Source organism: Xenorhabdus siamensis (genome assembly GCF_037996745.1).
GTDB classification, from domain to species: Bacteria; Pseudomonadota; Gammaproteobacteria; order Enterobacterales; family Enterobacteriaceae; genus Xenorhabdus; species Xenorhabdus indica.
In genome coordinates this window covers 52715-70257 of record NZ_JBBMXE010000004.1, presented here as the reverse complement: position 1 = coordinate 70257, position 17543 = coordinate 52715, and the positions used below count along the sequence as shown (strand labels likewise).

The window sequence follows — 17543 nt, the reverse complement described above, 5'->3', positions numbered from 1 at the left end:
AAAAAATAAAAATCTCCTTAATTAGAGGTTTGTTATTCGAGGTTTTGTGCTGACTGAAAAGTAATGGCTACATTGACCGGGGAATTCGAATGAAAAAGGTACTTTTTGGAATATCAACAACAACAATATTTTTGGTTAATTTCTTTACAAACGCTTATGCTTACGACAATGTCTATGTTTTTGGTGATAGCCTGAGTGACGGGGGAAATTACAGTCGTTTCACAACGGACGGAGCCAATAACGAACTGTACGATGAGTATATTTCTCATCAACTTATTGGTAAAAAATTAATCCCTTCTAACAAAAAAGGAACTAATTACGCTAAGGGAGGTTCAACAGCCCTGCCGATGCCACGACAAGATCCTAAATTGAATATCTTTCAGCCAAATACCAAAGAACAACTTGATGATTATCTCAAACAACATAACGGAAAAGCCGATCCAAATGGTATCTATATTCACTGGGTAGGCGGTAACGATCTTTCTGAGGCTTTAGTTGCCGGTCAGGGTGACTTTTCTAAATCACGTAAAATTGTCAATGCCAGTGCTGATGCTACTGTAGAGCAAATTAACCGACTCGTTAAAGCGGGTGCCGGGCTCATTATTGTACCTACGGCTCCCGATGTGGGAATGACACCTAAGGTGTTAGAAACATTGATTAACAATAGCTTAAAAAAAATAGGTTCTTCTGAAGAGAAGATTCAAGAAGTTCTAGATAAAGTCCATAAGAAAATTGACCAGTATGATATCCCCAGTGATAAAGCTCGCAAATTCGCCCTTAAGAAAATATTTGAAGAATTAGCTAAAAAAGCCCAGGAGGAATTTGGAATACCCGCTGAAATAATTGAAAAAAAACTGACTGAGGCCTATGAAAAAACCAATAAAAACGCCTCAGAGCTTACCGATACTTATAATAAGCTGATAGATGATAAAATCAGCCAAAATAATGGCAATATCCTGCGTGCTGATGTCAATGCTCTGATGCGTGAAGTGATGGCAAATCCCTATATTTATGGCATTCAAAATACGCTAGGTTATGCCTGCCCTCAGGGAAAATTAGCCAGTTCTTGTTCTTCTAAAGATAAAGAGTTCAATAAAGACAGAGAATTTTTATTCTCCGATAGTTTCCATCCAACGCCATTAGGGCATCAGATTATTGGCCAATACATTACCTCTATTTATATAGCCCCATCACTTGTGATGTCACTGACTCAAGTTAACCGACTCGCGGTTAAAGGTGTTCGGGCTTCCCTTGATGGTCACCTACAACAACTTCGCTATGGAGGTAATTCACAGGGGAAAATCGGTATTTTTGGTGGTTATACAAACAGTGGTAACCATGTCCTTACATTGGGCAGCGACTACCAACTAACTGATGGCCTGCTACTGGGCGCAGTATATTCTAACTACCAAGATGAACGTACCCTCGCCTCCAGATTCACCTATGAGGGGCTTGGCCATGTTGTGACTACTTATGGCTTATGGAATCTCTATAACAATGCGTGGATAGGTGGCGATATCCACTATGCCCGTATTAATTACGATAGCCTGACCCGTAGTATCCAACTTGGCAAAGCAATCCGCAGAGAAGTCGGATCAACCACAGGTAAACAATGGGGTACTCGTCTTACGGCGGGTTGGGATATTCCTGTCACTAAGGTCATCACTACCAGCCCGATCATCCAGTACACCTGGGATAAAGGTAATATAAAAGGTTACCGTGAATATGCTCACAACAGTACCTCTATGCACTTTTCTGATCAGAAATACACTTCCAAAGTAGGCTCTCTCGGCTGGCGTATAGATACTCAGTTAGGTCGTTTTAATCCGTATGCTTCTGTTCAGTTTAATCACCAGTTCGGCGATACCCATTTCAAACTGCGCAGCGCCATTAATGCCACCAAGACATCGTTTGTTATGGATAGCGGCAAACAGAGTAAAGACTGGCGTCAATATACAGTAGGTATCAATGCTGAATTTTTAAAAAATTTACATGGAATTGTTTCCGTAACACGTAATGAAGGAAGTGCCCAGGAGCCTGATTACAATTTCAGCTTGGGTATCAATGCAAGTTTTTAGCGTTAATTATATGTATTCTTTTGCCTTTCAAGTTGCAGCCAGCAAGACTGCAACTTGAAATCTATTGGGCGTATGACAAAAATCTACAGTACAGAGCGCTGATTCGATTGATCATCTATATTATAAATCGAGTCAGTTAAAAAGTGAGGTATACGTTTCATATTATGTGTTTATTATTTCGTGTGTTACGTCAAAATCAGCAACATCTAAAAAATAACATAATAAGAATTATGAATGTTTATGTTGTTTTTTACGGCGATAACGTTCATCATAATTCTTCAACCACCAATACTTATCGGTAACCTGCTCCCGCCCTCCAAGACTGGCTCCCCCTAGCCAAATCAATGCACCAACAAATAATCCCATTAGTGCGATCCCTACCAAAAATTCAGATTCACTAAAACTGAATATGTGGCTGAGCAAGACATAGGCTAAACTGATAAGCATTGCTATCATGCCTAACCCCATAAAAATATTACCCAAAATAAAGGCTTTTTTACGTTTCATAACCAACCTCCAATACTTTTTGTGAACGTAGTTTGTGAACGCAATTTGTCAACAAACGAATTCAAAAGCACGAAAGCAGATACCTCCTTTTAGACATTATAGCCATAACATCTAAAAGGTTATTGCGCTGGCGATCACAAGCTGTACGATTTTTAACTTATTTTCCCTTTATTATCTAATATCATAATGAGTTTTGTACTCAAGCCTTCAGGCAGGTACACTAAGCCTCTTTTTTTAATACCTTAATGCCAATAAGCGAAATCAAACACTGTGAGTAACATAAAATTAATCGTTGGTCTGGCAAACCCCGGTGCTGAATATGCACAAACCCGACATAATGCAGGAGCATGGTTTGTCGATTTATTAGCACAACGCCATAACCAGCCCTTAAAAGAAGAGAGTAAATTTTTTGGTTATACCGCTCGTATCTATATGAATGGGCAAGATGTCCGTCTGCTTGTGCCAACGACATTCATGAACCTCAGTGGCAAGTCTGTTCTTGCTTTAGCCGGGTTCTACCGCATCCAGCCAGATGAAATTCTGGTTGCACACGATGAGCTTGATCTTCCCCCCGGTGTCGCAAAAATGAAGCTAGGTGGCAGCAATGGCGGGCATAACGGCCTGAAGGATATCCAGAGCAAATTTGGCAACAATCCTAATTTTCATCGTCTGCGTATTGGCATCGGCCATCCGGGTGATAAAAACAAAGTTGTGGGATTTGTTCTCGGCAAGCCCCCTGCCAATGAACAAAAACTGATTGATGATGCTATTGCTGAAGCTCTCAACTGTACTGACATTCTTATGAATGATGGTATGAGTAAAGCCATTAACCGCCTGCACGCTTTTAAAGCCAGCGCTTAGCAGGTCCGCTGGGAGTAGAGCGTAGCGCATCAGACTATTGCGTGTATAATAACGCCAATTTTTTATAACTCACCGACAGACTATTTTCTGTCGGTTTATAAGTGATCAAAGGTGATAAATCTATGGGATTCAAATGCGGTATCGTTGGCCTGCCTAACGTTGGGAAATCTACATTATTTAATGCGCTGACCAAAGCAGGTATCGAAGCAGCAAACTTCCCTTTCTGCACTATCGAGCCAAACACGGGTGTTGTACCAATGCCGGATCCACGTCTCGACCAGCTAGCTGAAATTGTAAAACCACAGCGCATCCTCCCAACCACAATGGAATTCGTAGATATTGCTGGTCTGGTAAAAGGGGCTTCAAAAGGCGAAGGTCTGGGTAACCAGTTCCTGACTAACATTCGCGAGACGGAAGCAATCGGTCATGTTGTACGCTGTTTCGATAACGACAATATCGTTCACGTTTCCGGTCAGGTTGATCCGGCCGCCGATATTGAAGTCATCAACACTGAGCTGGCATTGTCAGATCTGGATACCTGTGAACGCGCTATCCAGCGTGTTCAGAAGAAAGCTAAAGGTGGTGATAAAGATGCTAAAGCTGAATTAGAAGTGCTCGAAAAGTGTCTTCCTCATCTTGAGCAAGCGGGTATGTTGCGTTCTTTAAACCTGAGCGTGGAAGAAAAAGCGGTAATTCGCTATCTGAGTTTCCTGACATTGAAACCAACTATGTACATTGCCAACGTCAATGAAGATGGTTTTGAAAACAATCCACATCTTGATATCGTTCGTGCTATTGCAGAACATGAAGGCTCTGTAGTTGTTCCGGTTTGCGCAGCTATTGAAGCGGATATCGCAGAACTGGAAGATGCAGACCGTGAAGAATTCATGGCAGAGCTTGGGCTGGAAGAACCTGGTTTAAACCGCGTTATTCGTGCCGGATATCAGTTGCTGAACCTGCAAACCTATTTCACCGCAGGGGTAAAAGAAGTTCGTGCATGGACAATCCCAGTCGGTGCAACGGCGCCACAGGCTGCGGGTAAGATCCACACTGATTTTGAAAAAGGCTTTATCCGTGCCCAAACAATTTCATTTGAAGATTTTATTACTTACAAAGGTGAACAAGGTGCAAAAGAAGCAGGCAAAATGCGTGCTGAAGGGAAAGATTATATTGTTAAAGATGGCGATGTAATGAATTTCTTATTCAACGTCTGATCTACGAACAAATTTACTTATCTTGTCCAATACTCATCGATGAGATTTATGCTAAAAATCCGCGTGATAACGCGGATTTTTCTTTTATAAGCCCACCTATTTTTGATATTTCAAGACAAAATTTTGCAACCCCATATTAAGAAATTTTATTAATGGTTGAAGTGGCATTCAGGTTAACTATATTACAGTAATATTGCATCAAGCAAGGCCTAATCTACCGACATCACACTGATAAATTGATATTTTCAGCTATTCCTCAAACCATAATCACTAAACAAAGCATGAAGATTAATTACATATGACTGCTATGAATAAGTTATTTAGGCAAGAAGCCTTAGATAACCAAAAATCCAAATGGATGGGAAAAGCACTATTGATAGCAAAAATTCCAGCTTGGGTTATTTGTATTACTTCATTAACTTTTTTAACTGTTTTATTTATATTTATTACTTTTGGAAGTTATACAAGAAGAATTAGTGTTTATGGTGAAGTGATAACTAATCCTCATCCAATAAATATTTTATCCTCTCAACAAGGATTTATTTCAAAGACATTCGTCAAAGTCGGTGACAAAGTAAAAAAAGGTCAGAGAATTTATCAGGTAGATTTCAGCCAAATTACAGAGTCTGGCAAAATCAGTACTAATACAAAAAACTCCCTCAAAAATCAATTAATACAAGTCAATAATATTATTCAAAACCTGCAATATAATAAACGTATCACTTTAGAAAGCCTCGAAGAACAAAAAAAACAATATGAATTATCCCACGAGAAGGACAGAATTGTAGTTGAAAATGCACGACAGGGTATTGAATTTGCAAAAGAAAATATGAAAAACTACAAGAACTATCAGAAACGAGGTCTTATCACGAAAGATCAATTTAATAATTATGGGTACTCTTATTACCAGCAGCAAAACACATACCAAAATCTCTACAGTCAATATATCAGCGATTCATTAAAGATCACAAGTCTAAATAGTGATATCATGCTCAAACAAGCGGATTTTGATAAACAAATTTCACAATATAAAATTCAACGAGACGATCTACAGCGGCAGCTAGCCGAAATGGCGGCCAGTGGCGCCCTATTCATCACCTCCCCTATTGATGGACGTATTGAATCACTTGGATTTACCGTGGGGCAAATGGTCATTACAAATGACAATTTAGCTCAGGTGATCCCAAACGGTGTAGAACCAACTTATTATTTAATCCTATGGGTCCCTAATAATAGTTTACCCTATATTACAAAAGGTGATGCAATTAATATACGTTATGATGCCTTCCCATTTGAAAAATTCGGCCAGTTTTCAGGACATATCAATAACATTTCATATGTCCCGGCATCTTCTCAAGAAATGTCTCATTATAAAAGTTCACCGATAAATAAGATTGGGGAAAAAGCCGAGTCTTATTATAAGGTGTTAGTAAGTCTGGATAAGAACCAGTTTAGTTATAACGGAAAAAATTTATATTTATCTAATGGCATGAAAGCCCAGTCTACTTTCTTCCTTGAAAAAAGACCTCTTTATCAATGGATGTTCTCACCATTCTATGATATGAAAAAAACATTAACAGGCCCTAGCAATGAATAAAGCATCTTTTGACGTCATTACTGAAAAATTAAATTTAGGATTCAGAAGAAGAATCCCCAAAATTTTACAAACTGAAGCAGCCGAATGTGGATTAGCAAGTTTAGCAATGGTATTTCATTATCATGGGTTACAAATCGACTTATCCAGTTTACGCAGTCAGTTTGGAATTTCTACACGAGGGGCGACACTCCCTGCATTGATTAGCATAGCTACTACCCTCAAATTTAAAACCAGGGCTGTGTCGTTAGATCTTGATGAGCTTCATGCATTAAAACCCCCTTGTGTTTTACATTGGGATATGAATCATTTTGTTGTCTTAGTAAGTGTAAAAAAAAATAAAATTACTATCCATGATCCAGCATTTGGGCAACGGGTAATGAGTACTCAGGAGTTTTCCAAACACTTTACGGGTATTGCATTGGAATTATGGCCGGGTAATGATTTTACTCCTGTAAAAAAACAAAATAGATTACGTATTATCTCCTTGTTAAATAATATTCAAGGAATTAAATCTGCACTGGGGAAAATTTTCTTCTTATCGGTTGTCATAGAGGCTATTAATATACTGCTCCCAGTGGGGACACAATTGGTCATGGATCATGTTATCGTTGCTCAAGATCATAGCCTTTTAACTATTATTTGTTGTGGCTTGCTCTTCTTTATCTTATTTAGAGTCAGTGTATCAACGTTACGTAGCTGGATATCCATTACTATGGAAGCATTTGTTGATGTACAATGGAAATCAGGTGTATTCGACCACTTAATGAAATTACCGTTAGCTTACTTTGAAAAACGTAAGCTAGGTGATATTCAGTCACGCTTCGGTTCACTAAATATTATTCGCACAACTTTTACCCAAAATATTGTTAATGGAATTATTGACACCATTATGTTGATCAGCGTCTTTGTTATGATGCTGCTTTATGGTAACTGGCTAGTTTGGATTGTATCAGGGTTCACTATCATCTATATAATAGTCAGATTTCTGACATATCAATATTACAGACAGCTTTCTGAAGAACAGATAGTTAAAGAGGCCAGAGCAAACTCCCATTTTATGGAAACGTTATACAGTATTAATACTTTAAAGGCGTTGGGATTATGTGAAACTCGGGCAAAATCCTGGTTAAACCTGAATATTGATACCCTGAACTCAAATACTAAACTCAATAAGATAAGTTCAATTTTTAATATCATTAATGTTTTTATTACCACTTGTGAACAAATTATCATCCTGTGGTTAGGTGCATCATTAGTGATAGACAACCAAATGACTCTCGGAATGTTTGTTGCTTTTAACGCATACCGGGGACAATTTGCTGACAGAGCAAGTAATTTGATCGACATGGCAATTAAATTGCGCATGTTAAATTTACATAATGAAAGGATTGCCGATATCGTCCTTTCTGAGCCAGAAAGAGAAGTCCCTGCGCGGGAAATCGGCGTTTCAGGACAACCTGTTGATTTAACAGTTCATGATTTACATTATCAATATGATAGCTTATCAAAACCGGTGATATCCGGCTTTAATCTTAATGTCAAAGCGGGAGAAAGTGTGGCCATTGTTGGCCCATCTGGGGCTGGAAAAACAACACTCATGAAATTAATGAGTGGGTTATTAGAACCAGATAAAGGTACTATTTTAATGAACGGGCTTGATATTAATGTCATTGGTCTAAATAACTACCGGAAGTGTATTGCCTGTGTGTTGCAAGATGATAAATTACTTTCCGGCTCTATCGCTGAAAACATATCCGGTTTTGAACCTTCACCCAATATTGATCTTATACAAGAATGTGCTAAACGGTGCAGCATCCATGATGATATTTTATTGATGCCAATGGGGTATGAAACACTTATTGGTGAATTAGGCAATGGATTATCTGGTGGACAAATACAAAGGTTATTGATAGCCAGAGCGCTATATCGTCGTCCAAGTATTTTATTTATGGATGAAGCAACCAGCCATCTGGATTTAACTAATGAAGCGTATATCAACGAATCAATCTCTGCATTGAATATTACCAGAATTATTATTGCTCATAGACCATCAACAATTAAGTCTGCTGAGCGTGTTATCTCTATATCATAGATATCATTCATTTTTCAATTGATTTTCTTCTATACCTTAAAATATATAGTAAATATTTTTAGAAAAATCATTAGCCATTCTAATAGAGTGGCTAATGATTTATAACATACATAAAATTTAAAATTGATGCTTATAACTTATATGAATTAATTATCACATACGGGTTCGAGATATGGGGGGATAATTGGCCATTCACGATCAAAAAAGTGTAGAATATCATCAATTATTCCATTTTTATATTCGATAGTTTCTTTCAATAGATCGCCTTTATTTATAACAGAGCCAGCACCTGAGACTTGCCCTAATTCAATAGTTGTTAATTCTTTCATATATCGCCTCATTATTTCATAATTAATTACGATTGATATTAACTTCTTAGTACATTAATTAAAAAATCACATGAACTTAATATTATTCTATTTTATGAGTATGTACTCTGAAATTTGGAAGTTACTCATCATTGATACAATCAAGTATATCACAGCCAAGATTTCCCAAAGCATCTACCTCACCTTTAATAAATCCGCCTAAGTCTTTCGAAATATAGCCTTCATTGGAAAGGAAATCAACGGTATCATCAATTGTTTTACCAAAGGCGTGAATGCCGGCTTTTACTGCTTTACGCCAGTTAAAAGTACCACCTGCAACCTGCTCCAATTCAATAATTGTTAACTCTTTCATATATCACCTCATTACTTATTAGTATCATCATTTAACTAAATTAGAACCATAATACATAAATAGATAATGGTTTTAATTATGGTTCCAGAAAAATTAAAATAATTATAAAGTGAGACAAATAAATTTAAAAAATGACCCTAAAGTCATTGAATAAAATCTTTCTGTGACTCAGATCAAATTTATATTTTTCTGGAGCCAGATTTCTCTGCTGTTCTGATATCACCATAAATTATTCGTTCTTAACTTTTATTAAACAACCAACCATTTATCACATACTATTTTTGGAGTAGTGACTATTTTTCCCATTAGAAACTATTTTCATCATCAATAGATAAAAGAAACTGATAAGAAATTTAAAAATACTGATTTACTTGGTTACTTTCAATTTATCAATCATGACTTACTATGATCCGAGAATTAATATAAATCATATTAGCCTGAGTATAGCCTTACTATTATTTTTCCACAGAAAAACTATCAATATTTTTTAATAATATCTATACAGAACAAATGAATCTCATTCTTAGTTTGATCTGTTCTGTACAGAAAAAGAGAGAGATAAAGGAGGCAATAATCCAGTACACCAGAGGGATATACATACCGTTCAGCGGTATCCAACTACTTGCACCTGACAATGATATGATTATGCTATTCACACTACATTAATTAGCGATTCTGGAGAGGCAAACAAACTATGCAGAGTTCTCTTGACAGGCTGAATCACAATGAAACAGAAAAGACAACTCCTCACGATAATTATTTGGACACACAAGAGTGGCAAGAACTATTCGACCAATTTACCACCAATATCGGTGAAAAAGCGTTGTCTGAACTGGAAGAGAAGATTGCAGATGATCCTGTAGGTTATTGTTGCCGTGAACTAAACAAACCAGTGCATGGATTAGCAGAACTGGAGAGGAAATTCTCTTCGGTATTCATACCAGAAATTCCCATCGATACCGAAAAATATATCCAAAATTTGAATGAAGATGTTCTTAATCAAGTGATGCCTGTGTCATCCCCTACTTTTGTTGGTCATATGACATCAGCCCTTCCCAGACATTTACCTGCCCTTGGCAAGATATTAACGGCCCTGAATCAAAATTTAGTTAAACTGGAAACATCGCATGTTCTGACCGTGCTGGAACGCCAGGTATTGGGTATGATGCACAAATTGGTATACGGTTGTGATGAACGCTTTTATAAACAATGGCTGCACAGTGGTGATTATGCTCTGGCAGCCTTCTGTTCTGGCGGAACACTGGCTAATCTGACAGCCATGTGGGCATGCCGAAACCAGCTCATGCCAGCCGACGAAAATTTTACTGGTCTCAAACGTGAAGGGCTGGCCAGAGCTTTACTCCATTACGGTTACAATGGAGTGGCGATTTTAGTATCAGAACTAGGCCACTATTCACTGAAAAAAACCGTGGATGTGCTCGGCCTTGGACAAGATGCACTAATCAGTGTTGATGCCGATAAAAACGGACGGATTTGCATTGATTCCCTCTGCTCACACCTGAAAAATCTGCGTCAGCGCAATATCAAGCCCATGGCAATTGTCGGAATAGCGGGAACAACCGAAATCGGTTCAATCGATCCATTGGACATGCTGGCAGATATCGCCGAGCGCGAGCAGTGTCACTTCCATGTTGATGCTGCCTGGGGAGGCGCAAGCTTATTGTCAGAACGCTATCGACATTTATTCAAAGGCATTGAGCGCGCTGATACTGTGGCAATTGACGCTCATAAACAAATGTACGTCCCTATGGGAACAGGCATGGTACTGTTTCGCCAGCCTACTCTGACGGATTCTATTGCCCAACATGCTAATTATATTGTACGTAAGGGTTCAAAAGATTTAGGCCGCCACACGTTGGAAGGTTCACGCAGTGCGATGTCGCTTATGTTGCACAGTAACTTGCACCTGCTTGGCCGGCAGGGTTTTGCCCAATTAATAGATAGCAGTATCGAGAAGACACAGCAATTTGCAGACATTATCCGCCAGCAGGAAGACTTCGAATTAGTCAGCGAACCACAACTTTGTCTGCTTACTTACCGGTATATACCACCAATGGCATTGACGGCACTACGCAACGCCCCTGAATCTGTGCGGAAAAAACTACACGATACCCTGAATGTACTGAACCAAAATATCCAGTCTATGCAGTGGGCTACCGGAAAGTTTTTTGTCTCACGTACCAGTCTCAGGCCGGTACAATGGGATCGACAACCAACAACTGTTTTACGTGTTGTGCTAGCAAATCCATTGACGACTTTGAAAATACTTGAGTGCATGTTGGAAGATCAACGCAAACTGGCACAGCAAAGTCCGTTATGGCAAACCTTACAGAACTTAATCAATTGAGATAACTTAATATCCGCTTCATCTTTCAAGTGATAATTCGAACTCTATTGGGCATATACCCAATAGAGATTTTGGGATGATATGTATAAAAAAACAGAGCGAAACAGTCATTCCAGAATTAAATCTATCCACCACCTAAATAATACTTGTATTATTTAACCGCTTCAGCGATTAAATAAATAATATTTAAAACCAAATCTTTTAACTCAAATAAATATTTATAATGTCAGATCACCTTTTCACTCCTTTGCTATACAAGAAGTGAGAAAGTGCAACTAACAAAGCCGGTCAAATCTCTGGAAGCACAGACAACGCTATGTTTATACGTATATGTTTATAATTATTTAATTATAACTATATGTTTATAACTTACATGTTTATAACTACATTGACCACGCTGAGTGGTCGTAACCAACAAAGAGGCAATTTAAAAGATGGAAGGAATGTCTATTATGTTAATGAAATGATATAGAATCGCATAAAAGTACACCTACGTTACTATCTGATTACTTAGAGAAATTATTTATTCTCCTTTATCCCACAATTACAAATAAACTCTATCAATTAATGTCATATCTATTACAACCCATTACACATTAATTGTGACTTTTATCACGATTTAAATTCATTCATATTTATGTTTATAAATCTTCCTTGAAATTTCACCAGAAAAAAATAACCATGTTGAGTCTCATTGACCAGTATATATTTTTTATATTACTCATAATCTCCTATAATGGTTTATTCTTATGACACTAATAGCTTATCTCTATCGTCAATCCTGGATATTGTTGTTTTTATCAACAATATTTGCATTAATCAGCGGGTTTGCCGGTGCATCAGTAGTAGGCATGATTAGCCAGGGAATTACAGGTGCAGCTAATCTCTCAACATTTATCTGGAACTTCTTTGGTATCTGTATTCTTTTTTTTATTACTAAAACTTTATCAGAAATTCTGCTATCACATTTAACTCAGGCAGCGATTTATTCCCTGCGATTGAGTCTGAGTAATAAAATATTACGGGCACCTTTTAAGAAGCTGAATAATATCGGGAAACATGGCCTGTTAGCTGTTCTGACCAAAGATGTCGATGTATTTATACACTCTTTTATGTTAGCGCCAACCGTCTTTGGCAATATCACACTTATTATCGCTTGTTTCGGCTACTTAGCCTGGATTTCCTGGCAACTGTTTATCATTCTGACCATTGTCTGTCTGCTCACAATGTATATCTTCTATTTTTTGGAAAAGCGCCCTATACGCTTGATGGAAGAAATGCGTGAGCAAGTAGATAAGATATACCTCAGCTTCCAACAACTAATTGATGGCAGCAAAGAGTTAAAACTCAATAGCCAGAAAGGCAATGCATTTATTGACAGAGTCATTTCTCCCGGAGCAAAAAAATTCAAAGAGATCTGCATTAAAACAAATAATAACTACGCCTGGGTACTGAATGCCGGTTCGGTGGTCTTTTATATTGTCATCGGCTTGATGATTTTTGTTGTACCTATCTGGTTACCTCAAGAGCCTTCTAATTTGATGACAGTCACTCTGATTGTTCTATTTTTATCCGGCCCAATCAGTGAAGTGATCGGCGCCATTCCGGAATTAAGACAAGCCGAAATTTCACTACAAAAAATGAAACGACTGGATAGCCAGTTGGAAGAATCTCTGTATATACAGCAAGCTAATACACAAAACCCATTTGCAAATGAACAACCACTATCACTTGAATTGAAAGATGTTGTTCACCACTACACGACCGACAAAGAAGATCGGGAGTTTAAGCTAGGGCCGATGAGTCTGACTATTTCTCAAGGCGAAATCATTTTTATTGTTGGTGGAAACGGAAGTGGAAAGACAACACTTGCCATGCTGTTAGTCGGTTTGTTCGAACAAGAATCCGGCTCTATCTGGCTTAATGGTATAAAAATGGATAAGACAAATAATGAACATTATCGCCAATATTTTTCAGCCGTTTTCTCTAATTACCATTTATTCGATCAATTGTTAAATACCGGGGCAAATGTTACCGAAAAAGCAACTCATTATATTGAAGCTTTAAACATGAGCCATAAAGTTAAAATCGTTGACGGACAATTCTCGACAACTGAACTTTCAGCCGGTCAGAGAAAACGCTTAGCCTTAGTATCTGCTTATCTGGAAGATCGTCCTATTTATCTATTTGATGAATGGGCAGCGGATCAAGACCCTGTATTTAAAAGAATATTCTATACAGAATTACTGCCGGAACTAAAAGCTCGTGGTAAGACTGTTATTGTTATTAGCCATGATGATGCATATTTTGATATTGCAGAACGCGTAATTAAGTTGGAAGATGGACACATTAAAGAGATAAACGCTAATAGCTATTATTCTGGCTAAAAATGATCTAGATCAAAGACAACCTACTTATTATAAATATATCCTCGCCCATTTTAAGAGCCTCGTTAAACAGGCTCTTTTTTTATAGAATATATATTATTATTTAGATTGCTATGTAATATAAAATATTCATAATAATAACACTTATTACCTATAATAAAATTAGATATAAAAGAAAGGGAATATCACTATGTAAAGTTTTTTCATTTAATATATAATCTAACACCTTAAATACCATAATAAAGGCAAAGTACAGTTTATATACAAAATGAGATTAACTTATAACTTTCCTGTGAAATGCCATTCATATCACCGTAATGGTTTTTTTTATTGCGTTGAACTTCCACCGCATTAATTTTCTGCCGGAAAATAAATTTATTGAACTTTATTTGACCAATATTTTTGGCCTTAAATTCTGTTCTTATTTTTTTGTTTTATCAGTTCTCAAATTTTTATTTTTCCATATACCCATAAAAGGGGAGCTATAAAATGAATTATCCTGAAACATTGAATTCATTTGCTTTATCAGAAGCACAAAGCAGCCGTTGGTTTCAATATCAAATTAACCCGGCCCAGAGGGGACAGAGTAATAATGCATTTTGTGCCAGAGTTAAAGGCTTAACTGCTGAAAAATTAGAAAACGCGCTCAATCAACTGATAAAACGCCACCCTATGTTACGGGCCAGTTTTGGTCAATATGACGGTAAGTTAGGATACCAAATAGCAGAAAATGCTGCGATTAAGATCACAAGACATGATGCCAGAGATCTGAGTGAGGAAACGCTGCAACAAGTTGTCTGTAATGATTGTTGGTACGCTTTCGATCTGGAGAATCCACTGCGTGTTTATGCCAGTTGGTATCAATATCATGATCAGGAAAACATCATGGTATTAACCTTTGACCACATTGTTGTCGATGGCTGGTCCTATTGGATATTACTGGAGGAGCTGGGTAATCTCTTATCTGGACAAGAATTGCCTCCGGCATCAAAACTCAGTTACCAAGACTATGTTATCTGGCAACAACAATGGCTGGACAGTAACAGTGCAAAAAAACAACAACAATTCTGGTGCGATAACCTGAGCAATTATTTAACAGAATTACAATTACCTACCAGCAATAAATCAAACATTAATCAATCCCCTTCAGCAATAAATAGGATCACGCTTCCCCGTAAGCTTCCCGAAACGCTGGCTGCAAAACTGCATACGTTAGCAACGAAATACGGTAATAGCCTGTTTGCTATTTTTCTGGCAGCCTATCAAATTCTGTTACATCGCTATACTGGTCAGGATGATATTCTTGTCGGCTCTATAATGCCGGGCCGCAGCCGGGCTGCCTGGGGTAAATTAGTCGGTGAATTTGTCAACCCGGTTGCCTTACGTGCTCAGATCAATGGCAGGATAACTGTACAGGAACATATCTTACAGGCGGCTAAAATTATTCGCCAGGCGATTGAGAACCAAAAATATCCTTTCCCCAAAATCCTGGAACAAATTAAGTTACAACGTAACACCAATACCCATCTTGTTTTCCAAACGACCATAACTTTCCAACAACCCAGATATGTCAGTAACCTGCCATCGTTATGGATGGATCAGAGTGGCAGTAATACAGTGCATTGGGGGGGAGCAGAACTGCGATCTTTCACATATCCTTATTATGGCGATATGCCTGTTCCATTGATGGTTAATATAATAAAAGTCGATCAACAGATTAATTGCGGTTTCCATTATGATACTAAATTGTTCGATGCTGAGTTAATCACTCAACTTATGGACAATTATTTCACCTTACTGGCAGCAATGGCCGATGATGATCAACAGACTATCGACAGCTTACCGTTGATGGATGAATCAGAACGCCAACACATTCTCTATAATTTTAATGCAACTGACGTCTCCTACCCGCAAAATGTTCTGCTTCACCAACTATTCGAACAACAAGTCAACTATGCGCCGGCAGCAATTGCACTGGTTTGTGATAACCAGCAATTGACTTACCAGGAATTGAATCGTCAGGCCAATAAACTCGCACACGCTTTCGTTGCCGCTGGTATTCAGGCAGATAATCGTATCGGTCTCTGCATGGAACGTAGCCCGGATATGGTCATCGCGTTGCTAGGAATATTAAAAGCGGGTGCAGCTTATGTTCCTCTCGATCCAGAATATCCGGCGGATCGTCTCAGGTATATTCTGACCGACAGTGAACCGGCACTTGTCCTGAGCCATCATGGGTTACAAAGCCACTTACCAGACACTCATGTTCCTTTGTGGATATGGGAAAACGAAGAATTTCAGGCAACTATCGCTAATCAGCGGGAAGATAATCTCGCTGTCATCGATTTGGGGCTGACATCACGTAATTTGGCTTATGTCCTGTATACTTCAGGGTCAACAGGTTTACCTAAAGGAGTAATGAATGAGCATCGTGGTGTCGTTAACCGCTTGCTTTGGGCTAAAGATGAATATCAATTGAACCCTAACGATCTCGTCTTGCAGAAAACCCCATTCAGTTTCGATGTTTCAGTATGGGAATTTTTCCTGCCTTTGCTTTCCGGTGCTAAATTAGTTATGGCACGTCCCGGAGGTCACAAAGATCCCCTTTATTTGCTGGAAGAGATTGAATCCAGAGGTATCACAACTATCCATTTTGTTCCCTCTATGTTGCAAAGTTTCATTCATCTCACTCCGGCAGGACGTTGCCCTTCTTTACGTCAGATTTTGTGTAGTGGAGAAGCCTTACCCTATTCCCTGCAACAACAGTGCCTATCTCACTTCCCTCATAGTGAACTGCATAATTTATATGGCCCGACTGAAGCCGCAATTGACGTAACATCCTGGCGTTGTGGATCAGAAAAATATGTCGATTTAGTACCAATTGGTCATCCTATCGCCAATACACAAATCTATATCCTGGATAAACTTGGCCGGCTTGTTCCTATTGGAGTGACCGGGGAGATCCATATTGGTGGTATTGGTGTTGCCCGCGGTTACTTAAATCGTCCTGAACTAACGGCGGAACGTTTTGTTCATGATCCATTCAGCAATCGCCCGGATGCACGGATGTATAAAACGGGAGATTTGGGGCGTTGGCTACCTGATGGCAGCATTGATTATCTGGGGCGTAATGATTTTCAGGTCAAGATACGAGGAAATCGCATTGAGTTGGAAGAAATCGAAACTCATCTGGCCCAATGTGCTGGTGTTCAGCAAGTTGTGGTTGTTGCACGAACATATGACTCAGCAGATACAAGGCTGGCCGCCTACATCATCCCGCAATCAGATACTCCACTAAATATTCCCGAACTGCGGGAACAATTGGGTAATAGCCTGCCTGATTACATGATCCCTAGCGCATTTGTCATGTTGGATGCTTTCCCACTGACATTAAGTGGCAAATTGGATCGCCGCGCTCTCCCCATTCCTGATCACTCGTCTGTGAGCACAAAAGAATACGCAGCACCACAAGGTGAAATTGAAGAACAACTGGCTGATATCTGGCAAACGGTATTGAAGATAGATCGTATCGGACGTTATGACAATTTCTTTGAGCTCGGTGGTCACTCACTCTTGGTTTTACAACTTCAATCAAGAATTAATGAAATCTTTGATGTTGATATCTCTATCCAGCAATTGTTTGCACATCCTTCTATCTGTCAGCTTGAAGAATGCATTATCAACGCTCAATTACTGCAATTTGATATAGATTCCCTACAAAATATCTATAAATCAATGGAATAAATCTGGCTCTCAAA

The 17543-nt window shown here is 38.5% G+C and carries 11 protein-coding genes; 8 read left to right on the top strand and 3 right to left on the bottom strand.

What is annotated here, in order from left to right; translation table 11 throughout:
- The first annotated feature begins 89 nt into the window (after positions 1-89).
- Positions 90-2078 carry an autotransporter domain-containing protein gene (locus AAC852_RS03465; protein ID WP_340619825.1) on the top strand — a complete coding sequence of 663 codons (1989 nt, stop codon included), beginning with the start codon at positions 90-92 and terminating at the stop codon, positions 2076-2078.
- 228 nt (positions 2079-2306) lie between these two features.
- Here AAC852_RS03465 and ychH read toward each other — a convergent pair whose 3' ends face one another.
- A complete protein-coding gene (gene ychH / locus AAC852_RS03460) occupies positions 2307-2585 on the bottom strand; it encodes a stress-induced protein YchH (RefSeq protein ID WP_340619824.1) in 279 nt (92 codons plus the stop codon).
- Between the two features lie 270 nt (positions 2586-2855).
- Between ychH and pth the strand changes: the two genes are divergently transcribed.
- The 4 genes from pth to AAC852_RS03440 all read left to right on the top strand — a co-directional run bounded on the left by pth (position 2856) and on the right by AAC852_RS03440 (position 8349).
- The gene (pth, locus tag AAC852_RS03455) at positions 2856-3446 is read left to right on the top strand and encodes an aminoacyl-tRNA hydrolase (RefSeq protein ID WP_340619823.1); all 591 of its coding nucleotides are present in this window, start codon (positions 2856-2858) and stop codon (positions 3444-3446) included.
- 122 nt (positions 3447-3568) lie between these two features.
- Positions 3569-4660: a redox-regulated ATPase YchF gene (ychF, locus tag AAC852_RS03450; RefSeq protein ID WP_340619822.1), complete on the top strand. Its 1092-nt coding sequence runs from the start codon at positions 3569-3571 to the stop codon at positions 4658-4660.
- Positions 4661-4958: 298 nt separating this feature from the next.
- On the top strand, positions 4959-6257 hold the full coding sequence (locus tag AAC852_RS03445; protein WP_340619821.1) for an HlyD family secretion protein: 1299 nt from the start codon (positions 4959-4961) through the stop codon (positions 6255-6257).
- The gene (locus AAC852_RS03440; RefSeq protein ID WP_340619820.1) at positions 6250-8349 is read left to right on the top strand and encodes a peptidase domain-containing ABC transporter; all 2100 of its coding nucleotides are present in this window, start codon (positions 6250-6252) and stop codon (positions 8347-8349) included. The genes AAC852_RS03445 and AAC852_RS03440 overlap by 8 nt, the downstream gene beginning before the upstream one ends.
- A gap of 146 nt (positions 8350-8495) precedes the next feature.
- Here the strand turns inward: AAC852_RS03440 and AAC852_RS03435 are convergent, their stop codons facing one another.
- Together AAC852_RS03435 and AAC852_RS03430 are read right to left on the bottom strand one after the other, a co-directional pair.
- Positions 8496-8678 (bottom strand): hypothetical protein, encoded by a 183-nt coding sequence (locus AAC852_RS03435; RefSeq protein ID WP_340619819.1) that lies wholly within the window; start codon positions 8676-8678, stop codon positions 8496-8498.
- A 121-nt stretch (positions 8679-8799) separates the two neighbouring features.
- The gene (locus AAC852_RS03430) at positions 8800-9030 is read right to left on the bottom strand and encodes a hypothetical protein (protein ID WP_047681369.1); all 231 of its coding nucleotides are present in this window, start codon (positions 9028-9030) and stop codon (positions 8800-8802) included.
- 694 nt (positions 9031-9724) lie between these two features.
- Between AAC852_RS03430 and panP the strand changes: the two genes are divergently transcribed.
- The 3 genes from panP (at position 9725) to AAC852_RS03415 (ending at position 17529) form a co-directional block, all read left to right on the top strand.
- Entirely contained in the window at positions 9725-11398 is a 1674-nt protein-coding gene (gene panP, locus AAC852_RS03425) for a pyridoxal-dependent aspartate 1-decarboxylase PanP (protein WP_340619818.1), read from the top strand.
- 749 nt (positions 11399-12147) lie between these two features.
- Positions 12148-13785 (top strand): cyclic peptide export ABC transporter, encoded by a 1638-nt coding sequence (locus AAC852_RS03420; RefSeq protein WP_340619817.1) that lies wholly within the window; start codon positions 12148-12150, stop codon positions 13783-13785.
- Between the two features lie 489 nt (positions 13786-14274).
- On the top strand, positions 14275-17529 hold the full coding sequence (locus AAC852_RS03415; RefSeq protein WP_340619816.1) for a non-ribosomal peptide synthetase: 3255 nt from the start codon (positions 14275-14277) through the stop codon (positions 17527-17529).
- Positions 17530-17543 lie beyond the last annotated feature (14 nt).

Coding starts and splice junctions, on each gene's coding strand:
- AAC852_RS03465 (WP_340619825.1), top strand. CDS start 90: ATGAAAAAGGTACTTTTTGGAATATCAACAACAACAATATTTTTGGTT.
- ychH (WP_340619824.1), bottom strand. CDS start 2,585: ATGAAACGTAAAAAAGCCTTTATTTTGGGTAATATTTTTATGGGGTTA.
- ychF (WP_340619822.1), top strand. CDS start 3,569: ATGGGATTCAAATGCGGTATCGTTGGCCTGCCTAACGTTGGGAAATCT.
- AAC852_RS03445 (WP_340619821.1), top strand. CDS start 4,959: ATGACTGCTATGAATAAGTTATTTAGGCAAGAAGCCTTAGATAACCAA.
- AAC852_RS03440 (WP_340619820.1), top strand. CDS start 6,250: ATGAATAAAGCATCTTTTGACGTCATTACTGAAAAATTAAATTTAGGA.
- AAC852_RS03435 (WP_340619819.1), bottom strand. CDS start 8,678: ATGAAAGAATTAACAACTATTGAATTAGGGCAAGTCTCAGGTGCTGGC.
- AAC852_RS03430 (WP_047681369.1), bottom strand. CDS start 9,030: ATGAAAGAGTTAACAATTATTGAATTGGAGCAGGTTGCAGGTGGTACT.
- panP (WP_340619818.1), top strand. CDS start 9,725: ATGCAGAGTTCTCTTGACAGGCTGAATCACAATGAAACAGAAAAGACA.
- AAC852_RS03420 (WP_340619817.1), top strand. CDS start 12,148: ATGACACTAATAGCTTATCTCTATCGTCAATCCTGGATATTGTTGTTT.
- AAC852_RS03415 (WP_340619816.1), top strand. CDS start 14,275: ATGAATTATCCTGAAACATTGAATTCATTTGCTTTATCAGAAGCACAA.